Raw genomic sequence first — 17405 nt, 5'->3', positions numbered from 1 at the left:
AAAAACCCCTTAAACTCTTTTTAAGGTTGTTTAAGGGGTTTCACTATCAAGGTTATTTAAACCTTGTCTTTTCCTTTATTGTATCGCTCCACTGCTTGTAAAAACTCATCTTTTGTTGGCACTGGTTTTTTCTTGATTATCAGGTTATCACTTGGTAATGAAAACAACATTTCTGGTGTGATATGTTTGTCTTTAGGCATTTGCACATTGATAAGTAATGATGCAAGCATTCTAGTTCTCAACCATTCCCTTTCATCTTTTTGCATATATGCCTTTGCAACATTATGATATTCATTGTAGGTCAGTGTATAGAAATCTTTCAAGGTTAAACCAATCTCACCAATTGCCATTCCTTGAAGCTCTTCAAACTCTAAGCTTTTTTTTTGTCCTTAGGTGCTTTGTCCATCTCATCATTGGATAGAGATTTACCGCTGATTTGAGTCTCTAAAAATGCTTTGAAAATCTTATCGTAATTATCTTTATCTACTCCACCAAAATCTTGATACAGTTTGTAATAGTTAACTACCTCATTGATATCATTAATCAAATTGTAATTGCTTATTCCTGCATAAAGCAAATCAACTAGTAAGTCAAATGCCTTGATTGGATCTTGATCAACACCTTCAAATAATTCACCAATTTCATTTAAAGTGATGCCTCTTTTTTCGGTTAACAATTTGATGGCATACATCCCGAATTGAACCCCTTTTTTTTCTTTATTTATTTCTATTTGTAAAAATCCTTTCATATCCTCTTCTTATGTTATGATTTATACAGTAGCTTCAAATAAAAGCTTACCTGATCCTTTAAGGGATACTGAAAAACTTACTCCATCTTCCATAGGTGCATCAATTTCAAGACTTTCTAAGTATGCGGTACCCGAATAAACCATATCACCAGTCGCTAATTCTCTAGGTGAAAATTTTATCTGTAAAGCTGTTTTATTTTGGAATGCGGTCATTAATTCTTTGATGTTACCACCCCAAGCTGCAAGACCATCTGCTGATAATTCCCAACTTCTAGTAGTAGGAATTGACTCTGAATAACCCTCATTATCTTTGGTGGTGGCATCAGCCATATTTACGCTCATTGAGATCGAGCAAGATCTAGAAGATGCAATTGGTTCTGCACCGATGAAAAGAACTAAGTCTGATCCATTAATAAAATTATCTGCCATTTTTATCTATTTTATAAATTCCACTTGTGTGGTCGTTTATAGATAAATAGGCTGTTAACTGACTGATATTAAGAGATATTACTTAATAATATAGATGTTAAATTCAAGGCATAAAAAAACCCTAACCAACTGAATGATTAAGGTTCACTTTGTTTTTATTTAAATTATTTTATACTAATCCAAATCCTGTATTACAATCACCAGATGACGTTAAAACACCTGCAACCCATTGATCGCCATTATATGCACCATTAGTTTTAGTACCGTTAAAATATAACCCGTGAGCTAGTCCCCAATCACTAGTTGTTGATCCCGAACTAAACCCATAGAATTTATTATCGTTAACATTTCTTTTAAGTGTTATTTGAAGTCCAGTATTACCATCATTCATATATTGAGTCAGGTTAATACAAACATTACCCCAGAATGGAGTATCACCTTCATTAGGTGACCTGTGATAAACATAAGTAATATCACTAGCTGGATCTGTAAAGTAATCTACTTGTACAGGTGGTGTAGGTGGCGCTACTACACTTGGTTGAGTAATTTTGCTTGTCCCTCCCACAGTTTCAATTTCAACCCATCTAGGATTGGTATCGGATAACATATACCATCCGGTAGGGACTTGAGTATAACTGCCTTTAGCCAAACTTAAATTACTATTAGCATCCAATTTACCGTTGGAACTATAAATTAATTTTCTCCCAGCCAACAAAGTTCCAACCTTAGTAGCAGCTGGACCCCTCATAAAAAAGTTAACTTGATTCTCAAAAACTCCCTCACTATTATCAGGTAAACTTCCTTTTTGTGTAATCTTAGATTTACCATTAATAATAGCTACTCTAATCCATATATTACTGTTTGTATCTAAGTAATAACCATTTGGAACTGTACCTGCTGGTTGTACCCCTGATACGTGCCTTGTTGGTGTAACATAAGCACCTATGTCAAGTCCTCCTGATCCACTGAATTGACCCTCTGCATTTGTATATATTTGAGTTGTAGTGGTTGAATCTAAGGCACCAGTTAGGTTCACAGATGAAAACCTCATATCAAAATAATAATTATTGAGTAGAAAATTTTGTGCTGGTAATTCTCTAGTACCTTCCTCATTAGTAATAAAAGCTATAATGTTAATGGTATTTGGGGACGCATCAATAATGAATGGTACAAGCTGATCCGATAATACTGAACTCTGTTGTGATGGCAGTGTCCCGCCATCTAAAGTAGTCCAGGCACTACCACCTTCTGGCTTATATCTGATCCCAAAATTACTTGTGGTACTGTAATAACTTGAACCAAAAGACCCAAAAACTACCGACATACCGCCAATACTTATGGCTTGAACCTGTTCTAAATTACCATAGGTATTTAAACCAGCATCATTGAATAGAACACAATCACCGCCATCATAAAGCCTTAAATTGCTGTGTCTAGCATTGTTGTGCATATTAAAATTTGGTGTGCCAATTCTGCAATAGCCAACTACACCATCACCCTCGCCGCCCAGATTAGCATTAAATAACCCATCAAGATGGAATCTTGATTGCATTGTTGCTTTATCTGCTTGTGGAATAGCTGTTAGTGTTTGAATATCAGCTGTATTTTCTTTATTTCTTGTATAGATTGATTTGGTACGATAAGCGTTTATAGGTGCTGCCATTTATAATTGTTTACCTATAAATAGTACTAGTAAGCTTATATCTTGATCAAGGTAACTTAACAATATTAAGTAGTAATAAGGCTTAGTCATGTTGGCAATGCCAACATGAAATAAGCTATTAACATTACACTATCCAAATATCTCCTGCGGTTTTTGATGCTGGTGCTGACGTTGGAATTGTCATTTTTGTGGTCGCTTTAACTACAGGGGCTTCTACTGAGTTAGTTACGTACATACCATTCCCATTCCATTGTAAAGTACCCCCTGAACTCATCCAAAGTGATGCTCCATAAGCACTCGGATAGTGAAAACCGATCCCGGGATTCACTCCTTGTGTTTCAATTTGAGCTGTTCCATAAGCATTACCATTTAATTGTTGCCCTACACCTGCTGTTATTCGCCCATCAAACCAAGCATTACCCGTTCCTAACCCTATTGATGCATAGACGGTTCCAGCATCCCTGAAAACTATTTGGTGTGCCCCGGGGGCATACTTAGATGCAAAACTATATCCGATTCCATACATACTACCTATACTATTCCACTGATCACCTATTGTCCAAATGATTTTATCACCATTTCCGTTCTGGTCGTAGTCACCAACCATACCTTTTAGGTTGGTGGATTTAAAACCCCCAGTACTTGTTACTGACCCTTCAAAATATCCTGACCCATTGGCTGCAAATTTATAGCCGACATCCACACTATATCCAATAGAAACATTACCCCCATTTGGATTTAGCTTTAATAATTTAGTCCCAGTTTCAGAGGCTAAAACTACATCACCACTAGCAAATTGAAGGTAACCTTGTCTAACCGTTCCTGCTGTATTAAATCCTGAGATATAAGCACCATTATGATTAATTCTTAGGGCTTCTCCTGTTGAAACAGTAGACGTAATTGTTCCTACCATCGTACCACCACCCCGGGATAAAGCATAAATGCCGTAATTAGAATCATCTAAAACTGTTTTCCAAGCAGATAAAGTTCCAGCAGTCATTTTTCTATGGTATAATCCTTCGGTACCAGTGAAAGATTGTGCTAGTTCTGTATAATAGCCTGCAGCATTATCGTGCAGTATTTTGATTTTATTGTACCAAGAACCATTAACAGGTCCACTTGTTGAATCCTGAACAACACCACCGTATTTCCCATAAGTAGCAGTATTCAATTCCAAACCCGTAGGGTTAATACCAATTTTTGTTCCCTCAGTTATACCTAACCACGCCTTAACATTTCCTGTTCCAATAGGATGCCACTTATTATCAGCCCCATAACCCATTATATAAGTACCTATAGCTGTTTCAACACCAACATACTCCATTGTACCCCACTTAGCAGCACTTCCACTTATATTCAAAGCAAGTGTAGCATTAGTGACAACTGAGTCTAAGAACACTTTATTAGTATGGGTATGATTATTCGTGAATGCTGTATTCCAATTAGTTGAATTACCACCAGTTGCTGTAATTACACCTGTTGTAGATATGTTTGAATTCGATGTTAAAGCTCCATATAATGATCCACCATCTCTACCTACAAACACCTCTTTCATTAAACTACTGTTGTAGTTCAGAACCCATATTTGAGCAATACGTTTATCAGCTGATTTAAAGTTATTGAGTGTCCATCTCATCTTACTAATACCACCCCCTAGACCAACATTTACATAATGATAATTATTATTATTATTTGTGATGTCGGAATTTAAAACCCACTTAGCGTTTGCTACATCATAGGTTTCAACCTTAATATCATTTGAACCCCACCCTGAATTTCCAAAATTAATCCCAACCTTAGTTCCCCAATAAAATGTCTTATTAAAATTTATCTCAATTATTAAACCTTCAGCTGGAAGTGCCATATTGAACCCACCGTAACTTGGTGTGCCATCAAACCACATATCCATAATACCAGAAGATATACCAATATTGTTAGTTACAGTACCTCCACGTTTTGTTAAATATGCGATATCGTTTGATATATATGGTAAGATCGTTGTATTTCCCTCTGGATGAAGATCGAGTAACGTATTTTCAAGTGTTTTGGCAGATAGAATTCCACTAGCTGTAAGATTAGTTACACCAGTTAATGCACCAGTAACATTACCTGAACCATCAAAATTAACACCCCAGAGTGTCCTAGTGGTCTGCAGTTTAGTAGCAGTTGCAACATTACCATTAATTGATGCTAATCCTAAATCACCTATTATTTGTGCATTGGTTCGGGTTGATATTGTTTTACCATCAACACTACCTAAGGTTAATAAAGTACCTGTTTGGTTTGGGATTGTTGAAATTGATAAATTACCATTAACCTCTAGATCACCGTGTATTTTTTGTTTTGCCATTATTTATTGTCTTTATTATAAATAGTTCATTCTTGTTGAAATGACCTATTCCAAATAATAAAACCCCATATTTCTATGAGGTTCTTATAATTTTTAATACTTATGTTATTTTTTGATTATAACACGATATTGATTGGTAGCAGGTGCAATATTACATTGAACATTAACAACATTAGCTGATGATCTACGTGATTGCATAATAACCGTTTCGCCTGTTGATACTTCAATAATCTGAATGGTAACATCAGTTGTATTTAAATTATGAGTAAAATCAAATGATGTTAAACTTGCATTACCAAAAGTTGCTGCATATCCACCAACATAACCAGTAATATAGGTTTTCATTGTCAATGGGGTGATAGCCCTTGAATAGTCTGTACCTGCATTTACCTCTGCTTGGGTGGCTATTTCAATTAAACCTAATGCTGCATCCGTTGCTACTTTAGCTTGTAATGTAGCAGGTGTAACAGCTTTATTTGCATCAACACCTGCATTTACTTCTGTTTGGTTAGCTAATTGAATTATACCTTGTGATCCAGTACTAGCTTGTACAATATCAGCAATGTTTTTATTCACCACTAACCAATGCGCTAAGGTTGTTGGATTGTCTTGTTTAGCAACAATCATATCACCAACCTGAACATTTTCAGTAAAGAATGTACCAGCAACTGTAATTACATAAGTCCAACCATTCTTAATTCCCGCTATTGGCGTTACATCAAGCATTGGAGAATTTGCACCAGCATCGTAACCACCTTTATTTACCAAACCACCTGTGATTGTTGAATTAATATCAGCTATGGTATTAGTAATTTTCTGAGATGACCAAGTTTGAGTTGTGTTTGTTGAAAAATCGTTGACACTTGTTACAACTTGGTTTGTCCAATTTGTACCGTTAAACACTAATGCTTGGTTAGCTACTGCACCACCAACGATAACATCACTTAGACTACCTAAAGTATTGGCAACAATAACTCCTGCAGATGCTCCATCGCCCACCCATAGTGAACCCGCATTAACACCAGCTGCTTTAGCAACTGGAATTCTAATATCTGTTGCACCAGATAAAGTACCTGACATTGTGATGTTAGTAACACTTGATAATGCACCAGCAATATTTGCTGTTCCATCAAAACTAACACCCCACAAGGTTCTTGCTGTGGTTAATTTGGTCGCTGTTGCTGAATTACCGCCAATATTAAAAGAAGCTGCTGTACCTGTTAAACCAGTACCTGCACCATTGAATACAGTAGCTGTGATTGGTAATGAAGATGTAATTCCAGTGGTATTAATACTGAACCTGTTTACTCCACCGGTTGTAAAACCTAAAGTATCCGCTGCACCCCCATTCCACATACCAGTATTAGGATCACTTGTAAATGAAAAACTTGGTGCTAATGCTGTATCAGATGAATTACCATAAAACAATGCAAAATCTGCTGTCCCCGTACCTGCTGCTGATGTTATACCAGTCAAAGCACCAGCTATATTAGCACTTCCATTGAAAGATTGTCCCCATAGGGTTCTAGCTGTGGTTAATGTTGGTGCAGACCCTGTGATATTGATACCCCACGATCCACTTGCACCAGTACCTGTTAAAGTAGGTGCTACTGCGTTAACTCTGGCAGTTGTAAAATATTGATTTGTTCCTTCTGGTACTGCTGATGTATTTAATGTCTGCCAAGATTTATCACCTCTCCAAAATTGAGCGGTTGTACCTGCTGTAATAGAAGGCTCAGCTCCAATTATTGCAGGTGTAAGTAGTGCTGATGTAGCACTAGTAACGTGTCCTAATGTGTTTACTGATAATGCAGTAAGTACGTTTGCACCAGTTAATGTAGGATTAATTGCTGTCTGAGTCGGGTGAACATAAATATCACCTAAATTCAACCAGGCTACACCAGTCCATTGATAGGTTGTCTTGTCTGCAGTATTAAAGTATACATAACCTGCTTTTAGTGCTGCTGTTGAGGGTGCTACCGCTAAATTTTGAAGCGTTGCGTTAATTAATTGGTTTTGTGACAAATCAATGTCTGTCAAAAATGTTTGTTTTGCCATTGTTTCTTTTTATTCTTTATTCTTTAGTTTAGCGTTGCATACCCACTAAAAGCGGCATTGAACGTTATCGTTATCTTATTTTTATTTATATATGTCACAGATCCTGATACTATTGTATTAGCACTATCGATCACGGTCACATTAACTAGCTTGTTTAAATTGTGTTGGATTTCCCAATTTGCTGATGGTACATTTTGTGTGTATTCATAGTTTTTATCTGCTATTGATGCTACTTCTTGATTGATCCACTGACCATTAGAATACACCAATCCATCACCATTTACTGGTGCTGTAATTATTACATCTTCAAGATTATCTAAATGATTAGCCTGAATAATTCCTGCTGTAGCACCATCACCTACCCAGATTGAACCTTGTGTATTTGCGTCTGGTGTTGTAGTTGGGATGATTAGTTGATTATCAAATTTGGCTGTACCACCTATTGTAATATCTCTATCTGATGAATTACCACGTGATAATACCTTATCAAGTGTTTCACTTTCGCCTGTGATGAAATTGCTCGGATTTGTGATTGAATAATATCTTGCATCAGCTTCATCTTTTGAAAAGAATTTTTCTGCTAGATATGATAACCCAACACCTGTACCTGCCATTTGGTAACGACCATCAAGATTTGTTGATAGGTTACCTACGGTTAGATTTCCATTGTCTTTTGAAAATGATAAATTATTAATAGTTGAACCTGTACCGCCCGTATTTTTAAATGATGATGAGTAAATATTACCATCCTTAAATTTTATCTTCAAAGTTGTTGTTTCTCCAATTGTTAGAAATTCTAATTCTTGGATTATCTTGTTATTGGCTTCGTTCCACTTTTGTTTATCAGCTTCTGATATATTGAAAGATGGTGAACCACGAAATACAGGATCAGTTTCAACCTTTAAATATCCTGATTGCTCTGGTGTGCCCTCATTGTCAAATGATATATTTCCGACTCCTTTTAATGATCCAGAATATTGAGCTATCTCACCATTATCAGCAGTCTGTTCAATATTTTGTATATGAACTTCGCCGTAAAAAGCGTGTGTAAAATTTTCTTGTACTACACCAAATTTGACAAAGAACGGTTCAGCATTTTTGAACTTAGACAGGAAAAAACTTGTATCAAAGGCATTGCCATAGCTTACAAGCCCATCAAAATCAATTGACCAATCCTTTAACCCAACCATATAATCTTGCCAAGAACCACTGTCTTTAGTGGTTACATCAGATAAATTATTATTGATCTTTAAGACACAATTGGTTGAGTAGGCTACTGGTTCATTGTTTATATTATAAAGCAAGAATTCAGAACCTGAAAGGATGTTTCTCTGCATATATTATAATTGTTGAATTTTATTTTCAAAGCTGATTAGCTTTCGAATCACAACACCAGTACCTGATTGACTCTCAATATATCTGGTGTTATCTAATTTTGAAGTGTAAATATTCCAAGTATCATCCACATAAAATTTATTTCTAGTTAGAATTACTTTGAATATTTCATTTGAAATTGAGTCTACAAGACGTTTTCCCCCACCACTAGCGAATCTTGTGACAATATCAATTGTCATATTTGCACTATATCCGTAACCTGAATTATAAAGGGTGGGGGTTAAAGTCAAAGAGGAAATTATGATGTACGGTGCTTTGGCATCATCAGGAACAACGTCATATACAGGTATAAATTTACCTTCAATGATAGAAATCTGATTATTGAGCTTTTCAAAATAAGCTGTACGATATAAGTTACTTGGATCTTGTGCAAATTCATTCATTACCTATAAATAGGATAATGGAGCTGTTACACTGGTTGATATATCTTAATAATATTAATTTAAGGTCTTAAACTGTTCAACAATTTTCTATGTAGATTTTGCAGCTCACTGTTTACCGCTGGATGAAAATATGGCATTGGTCTAATGTTTACTTGTTTTAAATCATCACCCTTGAATTGAATTGCAAAATCTTCAAATCCTGTTGGTACATCTACATTGGTTCCAGTTCCATACTCTATATAAGGTGCGTAGTGCTTATTGAAACCAACATCAGCACTTAACCCATCACTTGAATAAAGAATATATCCACTCTGAGCAATACCACCAACCGAATCATTAAAAGGTATTTGAGCAAGGTTTTGCTTTGCTTTGCGCTCAATGTTTATCGCTGTCTCTGCGATGGCTTGCTTTGCTTCTGATTCATTCTGTCTTGCTAAACGGGCTAACCTATCAAGGGCAGTATCAAGCCCATTAACACTTATATTGAAATTTGATCTAGTTCTCATAACTATAAATAGTATGTTAGTAGAATATTAACCTCTTTATATGATCTTATCTGAATCTTTTTCTATTTCGACCTCATTATCAAGTTACGCCAAGGAAATAAATGAATCATTAACTCAACTAACCAATAAATCTTTTGATAATATAGTAAGTTATGACATAGATTGTACTTTATTGAGTGACTTTGGAAAAAGTATTGAATGTGAAAAGACTTTAAAATTTATTACTGACTTAGAGCAATTTATTGATATACCAGCAGTATACTGGTTTGAAATTGTATCGGAACATACTACATTGGAGATATATAATTCTGCAATAAGCTTAAAGGAAAACTCATTAAGGAAGCTACCCGCCCATAAAAAGTTATTTTCCAAGTGGGATTCTAAAGTACTCTATGTTGGAAAAGTAAAAAGCAACATATCAGGTAGAATGTATGTGCATCTTGGTTACCATAGAGCACCAACAATACAAGGTTTACAACTTTGTCATTGGGTAAATATTGAGGGCTTGAAATTAAGATTGAATGTAATATACCTCCCTAAAAATTTAGATATGCTTGCAGGGACTTTTGAATTCCATCTAGCCAAACAATTGCATCCAATTTTGGGAAAACATAGATAATAACAAAGCCCTGCATTTCTACAGGGCTTAAATTCAGTTACATAAAGTAAGGTATAGGTAATAATTTCAATCTTATTAACATATAAACTGCGTTTACAGCTAATTTAAACACTTGTTGAAAACTAGATTTCCAACAAAGTTGTAATTGCCTAGTGTTAACCCTAACTTTGATTAACATTGTAAACAATGGTGCTTCACTACCCTTGTTTAATTTTAAAATTACTTCATTCATAATTTGTTAAAGCAAATTTTTAAGAGGGCTGATATTACAAGTATTAGCCCTTTTTGCTTGCTGTAAAGATAGGTACCTCCAGCTTTGTTTCCATCCTATAAGTTGTTAACAACTCTTGCAATTTATTAACATACGGGAAACAAACTGACATATAAATTACTTGAAATATTTGCTCCTGATCGATTCTATTTGACCGTATCCGTTCGCCCAGCCACAATTAGATAATACACACCTGATACAAACATCGTATCCAGAAACGATTCTATTGGTAATTTTGATACGGGTCTTCTGGTATATCTGTACTGTTATCAGATTCACTGGCAATAAGCTTAAATTCTTTGTTTAATTCATCAATATTAACAATGCTATGAATGGTTAAATTCTTTCCTTTCATTTTGATATTATGACTTTTAGCAATTGAAATATCTGACCTGTAACGCAAATAGACCTCAAAATATCCTTCTAATATCAATTGTCCCTCTTGTAAGGTTCTAGTCTCATCTTTGGTTATGATGTGAGCATAATCAGCAAAATCTAGCATATAATGAACATAAGTACCACCTTGACCATTACTGACTTGATTAGTTGACCAAAACTCAATGAGTTGATTATATTTCTTGGCATTTTTCATTTAAAGAATGATGTTAGTACGAAATTGATTCAAAATTTTGATGGTGGTATTTGATAAAATATTACCGCCATTCTCTGGATCTAGGTAATTTTCTCTATGCTGGTAATTACTTGCAATATCTTTCAATAATGCAACATCAATCAAGGCATTAGATTCTGTTGTAATCCTTGTAGCCTGTATCATTGCAGCAGCTTGAAGAAGTGATATTAATGCATCATCAGTTGTATTGGTTTCGTGAATATTTAGGTATTTTTTTACTAATTCTAGTGTCATAGTATATATATGTATAAAAAAAGGTGATGGATATTTTCCACCACCTTCAAGTATTGATTATTGATAGTAACCTAGATTAGGCTGTTTTCAATTTTGCTTTAGCTGTTCCAAATGCTCCGAAAATAAAAGATGCAGGGTTGTAAATAGGTACTGCAATTCTTTCTTCAAGTGCTATTGTAACTAGACCATCCTCAACATCTGTTGAGTTTTGATTGTAAAAATTGATTGACAAACCTTCACGTTCTACTAATTCAGCACCTAATTGAAAGTCTCCGATTAGGAAGTTACCTTCTTCTATCACATTTGAACTGATAACTGGCACACCAGCAACGCTCATTGATCCGTTTGGAAACAAGTAACCGCCTTGGGTATCTTTTGTAAGCTCAAGTCTTGCTTTGTCACTTGGGTGAACCAAGATTGCAGTAGCACCATAGTTACCAACTTCTACCATATTAACACCTACACGCATAACATCATACTCATTTGGAGTACTAGCAACACCTAATGTTAAAGTAGTAGTTGTAAAAGCGACTGCTTTAGCTCTAATTAGATCTAAGATGTATTTATCCTCTACAATTTTTAATTCAGCAGGGGCACGATTTGTGATAAAGCTTGAAATACCTTGCACGTCTGCTAATTGCTCTTTTGACACTTTTAAGAAAGTACCAATAGTTTTAACTGGTGCTAATTCACCTTTTAATACGAATCCTGATTCTGGTCTTTTGGTACCCTCAGCAGTAGTACCACTGAATGAAGTCCAAGACTGTGACTGTACATAGTTAACTGCATTTGAACTGGTAGAACCAATTGACATTAAATTTCTAACACTTACTTTTCTGTTTGCGTAACCGTGGATTCCTGGTACTTGATCAGGTGCAACGACACCAGCTGGTGTTAAAGATGCTTTAATTACAAATTTTGCACCTTTTGCCAAAACATCTTCGGATGTGGCAGATAGTTTAGTTGTTAATTCATCTTGAAAAGTGATTCCTTTAGATGTTAGGTCAATATTCTTTGCAGATAATTGGTCAAATTGATCTTGAAGACCTTTAATTTCATTTTTTAATTCGTTATTAGACTTTTCTAAGTCAGATTTTATTTGAGAACCTAGGTTCTCCATTTTTTCATTTAATTCCATTTAATTGTTAGTGGACTTTTTATTATATCCTTTGAAAAAGGATTCTAGTAGTTCTGCATCATTGTTTTTAACCTCAATTTCTTGCTTGATATCTAGCGGGTTTACGTCTTCCAGACTGTCTTCCAACGGGTCTAGTGCTTCAACTGCTTTTATTGATAAATCAAGGAATGCGGTTTTAAACTGATTCAGGTATATTGTTAATAGTTGTGCAGTCTCAGGTGTGATATCACCTTTTAACATTTTGGACACCTTGTCAAATTGACTGGTGATTGATTCTTGATCTGAGAATTGAGATTTGAACCCCAGGAATGGAGTATTAGCGTTTGCACCGAATGTTACTGTTGAAAACTCAAATAATTTAACCTCTTGAATTTCGTTGTAACTACCTCTATTAGTTGATTTAACTGTTTGAAATCCGATTGAATGCTCATTTATAACACCTTCTTTATAGAGTTGCAAAACATCATTACCAAGGCTTGTATTGGCTATTTGAGTCTCAAAATAAAGACCTTTATCATCTTCAATTAACTTCGTAGGTCTACCTAGTACCTGTGTTATATCGTGTTGATATAAGTGGAAGATCCTTGGATTAGCTGACTCTACGCCATTCTCCATTAGGGTCTTCGCAAATGCACCTTTTACAATTAAATCACCATCAGCATCAATTGTATTGAATGTACTTGCATAACCGCTTATAATACGGCTGTCAACGTCAACGTTGCTAATATCTATCGTAAAGTTTTTTGTAAGTAATTTCTTTTGGTTACCCATTTATATCAGTGTCTTTCTGATAAATAGGTCGTGAGGTGGGAGTTATTAACAACTAATACTTAATAATGTATTAGTTATTATATTTGAGGATTAATAAAAAATAATGGTTCAAAGAATAAAGAATTTTTTCAGTAATGGTTGGGTAATTACTATTGGTAGTGGAATTACAGTAATTTATCATACGCAAATACTAAATTTCATATATAACCTTATAGGTAGAACCCCTATTATAATAAATGAATTCTGGTCGGGACTTCAACACCTCATTTCATCGGTTTTGAATTTCCCAATTAAATTATGGTGGTTAATTGTAGCTTTTCTATTAATTGGATTGATAAGGCTTCTTGTAAACCTTTCAAATAATCAACCAGTTGAAAGAGCAGTAAATTCTTCAAGTCCGGGAGTAACTATAACACAAGGAGGTATACCATTTGAAGAATATCAACGTCTAAAATCACAACAAGCTTTGGATAGAAAACTAAAGTATGTTGGTGATAAATTTGATGGGTTTGTTTGGAAATGGGATTGGATTTACAATGATCTAATAGAACAATATGAAGTTAAAAACATTACACCTTGCTGTGCAAGTGTAGATTGTAAAAACAATGGACTCACATATGTTACTAGGAACAAAATTGGTGAAATCTTTAAGTGTGTAAAATGTGGTGAAGCGTACAATCTGAAGTTAACTGATCTGGAAGTGCAAAAAAAGGTGGAAGCGCAAGGAAAGTATTTACTAAGTCCTTACTATGAACATAATGAGCGAAGGGAGAATAACCAAGTATCAAATTATTTGATGAGAAGACCGCTTAAGGAAGATTAACTCTTTAATCCTCATATTCAATATCATCATACATCTCTTCAAAACTTGTATCAATTCCACCTGCTTTAAGAAATGCAATCCTATCTTCAAATACATCATCACCTACTTGCTCAGGAAATCTCACTGTATGCATTAATTTACCTGTTAATATATCAACTGGTATTCCATTTGGGAATGCACTGCAGGTATTATTCTCATTATAATTGATGCACTTATGGCAATATTTTATTTTAATCTGTTCCATATATAATAAATAGTTAGATTTTGGTCATTCTGAAAAGTTTATCAAAATATTCAACAATATAAATAGGTAGATCAGGATCTTTAGCCATATACATAACAAATGTTTCAGCGAAAAATTCTTTGTTATTACTTGCACCATAGGCAGATATCTTATAAATATCACCATTTTGTTTTGCTCTACCATATAATAAATAGTGTTCACTATCTAATTCAGTAGCCATTTGCCTATAACCATTAATATCTAATCTGGTTTTATTTATAACTCTTAATCCATTGATACCACCAATTAATTGATCGTGCAACACGTGCCCAAATTCGTGATGTATGGTAGATTCTAAAAATCTATCTTCTGCATAGTTGATTGTCCACCTGTTGAATTTGGCTTCATCTTCATAATGTTTAGCTTGTTTTAACCACTTGGAATTTTTAGATATCTCATAATTTCTTTTACAAGTAGCTGCATTGGCTAATGCACGTTCTCGAAATCCATTCTCATTAACTTTTGCATAATTCTGATGTATAATTTTGTCAGTCTTCCAGTAACTGTGTTTCATATTAAGCCCTCTATAGTTCGCACTCATGAGTGCGCTTACAGGCTTTGGTTTACCCCCAATTTGGTCTAACGTATCAAAATTAAATCTATCCTTTAAATTATATAGTACTCTATTTATATCATTTGCAACCTTAACATCTTTAATCCAAGTATAATCAACGTGTTTAGCCATATTGTTATTAATAGCCCATTGTGATGCTTCTTCAATTGTTTTAGCAGGTTGAAATCCTGTTTTAACTGGTTGAATGATATTATCAAATAATTCTGGTTGTACTGTCGGTTTAGGTTTAGGTGTTCTTGGTTTTCTGGCAGGTTTTACTGGTGTTGGATTTAAACCAACTGGTATAACTTCTGATGCAGGAATAAATGCTACGGTACACCTACAATTGCATATATTCTTTGCTTTTGCTCCATTGGATGAGTCCCCAGGTTGAGACATCTTATCATCACCGACATCAAATAAATCATCTATGGGTATAGGTGCAGAATCAACCATTCCTGCGTGACTGTCCCTTGTTCTACTATCTCCACTTCGTGCAATCCATTGCTTGTAAAGTACAAGTCCCGAACTCTTTGCGGAATAGATAGCCCCAAGGTTGCTGCCAACGCAATTTTCAGTCCTAGCAATTAGTAGCGCACGTTTTTTAGTCGTGATTCCATCAGCTTCATCTAGAAGTAATTTAGCAATCTGTTTGTGACTCAACTGATCTTTAACAGCATCATTCATTACCTGCCTGATCTGGTTACGTGTGGTGTCGGTTATACCTTTAACCTTTGTAGCGCAATCAGTAGACTGTGTAAATCTTATAAATTCCTGTTTCCAAAAATTGGTGTGATCTGGATGATCATCTGGAGTAGGTATATATTGCTTTTTAGGCTTCTTATCTGCTTTTGTTTGAATATTTAATGATTTACCCTTTTGTTTTGGAAGTGAATTAGTTACCAATAACCCCATTGAAATACCAATACCATCATAGATTTTAACCAGAATATCCAATGTATCTTGCTCACTTACAAGTAACTCAATTGGTGTATCAGGCTTGTTTAAATACTGCTCACTAGCCTTTGAATAGATACTCTTAAAGCCCTTCAATACTACTTGATAGCTTAGTCGTTCATATTTTTTAATAAGGTTGTTATAGGCTCTATAATAGCGTTTTACATTCATTTAAAATTGAAGGGTTATACAATAACCCCACATGAGTGGGGTCTTAAATTCTTATTGGTAATCAGATAGATCTTGGTTACTCGTGTTATCAATATCAATTGAAAGTTCATCAATCGGCACTATTCCTTGTGGTACCAGATAGGTATTCATCAATGGAGTGTTATTATCAGCACCGTATTTTGATGCTATCCTTTTTTCATTACCTGTGATCCAATACATTTTAGATAATTGCTCTACAATTAAACTCATATCACCTGCTAATTGAGGTAAAACCGAGATATCAAAATCAATGAAGTACTTTTTACCATCTGCTTTTTCGTAGGCAGGTAAAATCCATTTGTTTAAAGCATCTCGTAATGAAGTTAATTCTGGCACTACCGTATCATATATGAGGCTTTTTTGAGCTGTCTCAAAATTTAAAAATGTTTTATCGTCACCACCAAGCAACAAGGAAGGAAAACCGTAAATATTACAAAGATCCTGCTGATTCAAATTCATTGACTCTAATATCATCAGGTCTTCTGTGGGCATTCCAATTTGGGTAAATTTTAAGTCTGCTGATGCTACCATTAATTCATTAGCTTCTGCACTTTTGAACCTCTGTTTTAGTTGGGTTAACTGTTCTTCATCCAGTGATTGTGATGTATCGGATAGAAACCCATAAGCACCCTTATTTGCTAGGATTGATCCTTGTGCATCATAGGCGGTATTATGTAATTGCATTACTTTTAATGCAGCTTTCAATGGTGATTGTCCATAATGTTGTAACCCAGAACTAAAATCTGGATTCCAGTATTTAAGGTGGCAAATGGTTTCTTTCTCAATTCTTGTGTTACCTCCAATTATATTATAATAATCAACCTCACTTGGATTCTTAGATATGATATTCATTAATTGACTTGGTAACACAGTTATACCAGTAATTTTTCCTTGATTTTTTCCCATCTCTGGACTTTGCCCATAGATATAGCTATTACCAGTAACAAGCTTATATCCTAAGCTATTTTTCACAAAGTCACTCCAAGATTGATTTTCATTTGGTTGCTCCAATAAATCTATAATTTTGTGAGAGTCTACTTCTTTAAGACTTTGAGATTTTGTAACCATACCATCATAGGAAATCAAATTATTTGATAGATTCAAAGACTTATATCTCTTTAACTTCTTATCATCTTTAACCTCATACAAATAAAAAGGTACTGCTGCTGCTTTCTCTGTTATCTGCTTTATTATTGAATATATCACAGGGTTACCGCAATAGCCATTTTGGATAAATGAGGTAGCAGACGAATCATTCAACCAGTTGATACCATTATTTCCAATAATTGGAAAACTGATCGGTGTACTTTGTGCCTTTTGTTTTAGATTTGGCTTATCATTTTTAAATAAATTGTAGAAAAATCCCACTTGCTTAATTGTTAT

The 17405-nt window shown here is 34.7% G+C and carries 18 protein-coding genes; 2 read left to right on the top strand and 16 right to left on the bottom strand.

The window, feature by feature from the left end; translation table 11 throughout:
- Positions 1-56: 56 nt before the first annotated feature.
- From WG905_RS11285 to WG905_RS11245, 9 genes are all read right to left on the bottom strand, one after another.
- Positions 57-350 carry a hypothetical protein gene (locus tag WG905_RS11285; RefSeq protein ID WP_339591818.1) on the bottom strand — a complete coding sequence of 98 codons (294 nt, stop codon included), beginning with the start codon at positions 348-350 and terminating at the stop codon, positions 57-59.
- A 20-nt stretch (positions 351-370) separates the two neighbouring features.
- Positions 371-748 (bottom strand): hypothetical protein, encoded by a 378-nt coding sequence (locus WG905_RS11280; protein ID WP_339591817.1) that lies wholly within the window; start codon positions 746-748, stop codon positions 371-373.
- A 21-nt stretch (positions 749-769) separates the two neighbouring features.
- Complete coding sequence (locus WG905_RS11275) at positions 770-1177, bottom strand: phage tail tube protein (protein ID WP_339591816.1); 408 nt, start codon at positions 1175-1177, stop codon at positions 770-772.
- A gap of 169 nt (positions 1178-1346) precedes the next feature.
- Positions 1347-2840, bottom strand: a complete 1494-nt coding sequence (locus tag WG905_RS11270; protein WP_339591815.1) for a hypothetical protein — start codon at positions 2838-2840, stop codon at positions 1347-1349.
- 124 nt (positions 2841-2964) lie between these two features.
- Positions 2965-5190: a hypothetical protein gene (locus WG905_RS11265; RefSeq protein WP_339591814.1), complete on the bottom strand. Its 2226-nt coding sequence runs from the start codon at positions 5188-5190 to the stop codon at positions 2965-2967.
- Between the two features lie 105 nt (positions 5191-5295).
- On the bottom strand, positions 5296-7248 hold the full coding sequence (locus WG905_RS11260; protein WP_339591813.1) for a hypothetical protein: 1953 nt from the start codon (positions 7246-7248) through the stop codon (positions 5296-5298).
- A 23-nt stretch (positions 7249-7271) separates the two neighbouring features.
- Complete coding sequence (locus WG905_RS11255; protein ID WP_339591812.1) at positions 7272-8585, bottom strand: phage tail tube protein; 1314 nt, start codon at positions 8583-8585, stop codon at positions 7272-7274.
- 3 nt (positions 8586-8588) lie between these two features.
- On the bottom strand, positions 8589-9026 hold the full coding sequence (locus WG905_RS11250; protein WP_339591811.1) for a gp17 family tail completion protein: 438 nt from the start codon (positions 9024-9026) through the stop codon (positions 8589-8591).
- Positions 9027-9085: 59 nt separating this feature from the next.
- A complete protein-coding gene (locus tag WG905_RS11245; protein ID WP_339591810.1) occupies positions 9086-9532 on the bottom strand; it encodes an HK97-gp10 family putative phage morphogenesis protein in 447 nt (148 codons plus the stop codon).
- Positions 9533-9572: 40 nt separating this feature from the next.
- Here WG905_RS11245 and WG905_RS11240 point away from each other — a divergent pair, with 40 nt between their 5' ends.
- Positions 9573-10151, top strand: coding sequence for a hypothetical protein (locus WG905_RS11240; protein ID WP_339591809.1), 579 nt, complete (start codon positions 9573-9575; stop codon positions 10149-10151).
- Positions 10152-10645: 494 nt separating this feature from the next.
- Here WG905_RS11240 and WG905_RS11235 read toward each other — a convergent pair whose 3' ends face one another.
- The 4 genes from WG905_RS11235 to WG905_RS11220 all read right to left on the bottom strand — a co-directional run bounded on the left by WG905_RS11235 (position 10646) and on the right by WG905_RS11220 (position 13196).
- Entirely contained in the window at positions 10646-11014 is a 369-nt protein-coding gene (locus WG905_RS11235; RefSeq protein ID WP_339591808.1) for a phage head completion protein, read from the bottom strand.
- Positions 11015-11287 (bottom strand): head-tail connector protein, encoded by a 273-nt coding sequence (locus WG905_RS11230; RefSeq protein ID WP_339591807.1) that lies wholly within the window; start codon positions 11285-11287, stop codon positions 11015-11017.
- Between the two features lie 76 nt (positions 11288-11363).
- Positions 11364-12425, bottom strand: coding sequence for a phage major capsid protein (locus WG905_RS11225; protein WP_339591806.1), 1062 nt, complete (start codon positions 12423-12425; stop codon positions 11364-11366).
- A complete protein-coding gene (locus tag WG905_RS11220; protein WP_339591805.1) occupies positions 12426-13196 on the bottom strand; it encodes an HK97 family phage prohead protease in 771 nt (256 codons plus the stop codon).
- A 103-nt stretch (positions 13197-13299) separates the two neighbouring features.
- Between WG905_RS11220 and WG905_RS11215 the strand changes: the two genes are divergently transcribed.
- Entirely contained in the window at positions 13300-14019 is a 720-nt protein-coding gene (locus WG905_RS11215) for a hypothetical protein (RefSeq protein WP_339591804.1), read from the top strand.
- A gap of 4 nt (positions 14020-14023) precedes the next feature.
- Here WG905_RS11215 and WG905_RS11210 read toward each other — a convergent pair whose 3' ends face one another.
- From WG905_RS11210 to WG905_RS11200, 3 genes are read right to left on the bottom strand one after another with little or no spacing between them, the layout of a single operon-like run.
- Complete coding sequence (locus tag WG905_RS11210; protein ID WP_339591803.1) at positions 14024-14263, bottom strand: hypothetical protein; 240 nt, start codon at positions 14261-14263, stop codon at positions 14024-14026.
- A gap of 13 nt (positions 14264-14276) precedes the next feature.
- Entirely contained in the window at positions 14277-15983 is a 1707-nt protein-coding gene (locus WG905_RS11205) for a phage minor head protein (protein WP_339591802.1), read from the bottom strand.
- Positions 15984-16034: 51 nt separating this feature from the next.
- On the bottom strand, positions 16035-17390 hold the full coding sequence (locus tag WG905_RS11200; protein WP_339591801.1) for a phage portal protein: 1356 nt from the start codon (positions 17388-17390) through the stop codon (positions 16035-16037).
- Positions 17391-17405 lie beyond the last annotated feature (15 nt).

The sequence above is a fragment of the Pedobacter immunditicola genome (genome assembly GCF_037482985.1).
GTDB lineage: Bacteria > Bacteroidota > Bacteroidia > Sphingobacteriales > Sphingobacteriaceae > Pedobacter > Pedobacter immunditicola.
Note: the sequence above shows the minus strand (reverse complement) of the source record. Positions and strands in the feature narration are given on the sequence as shown.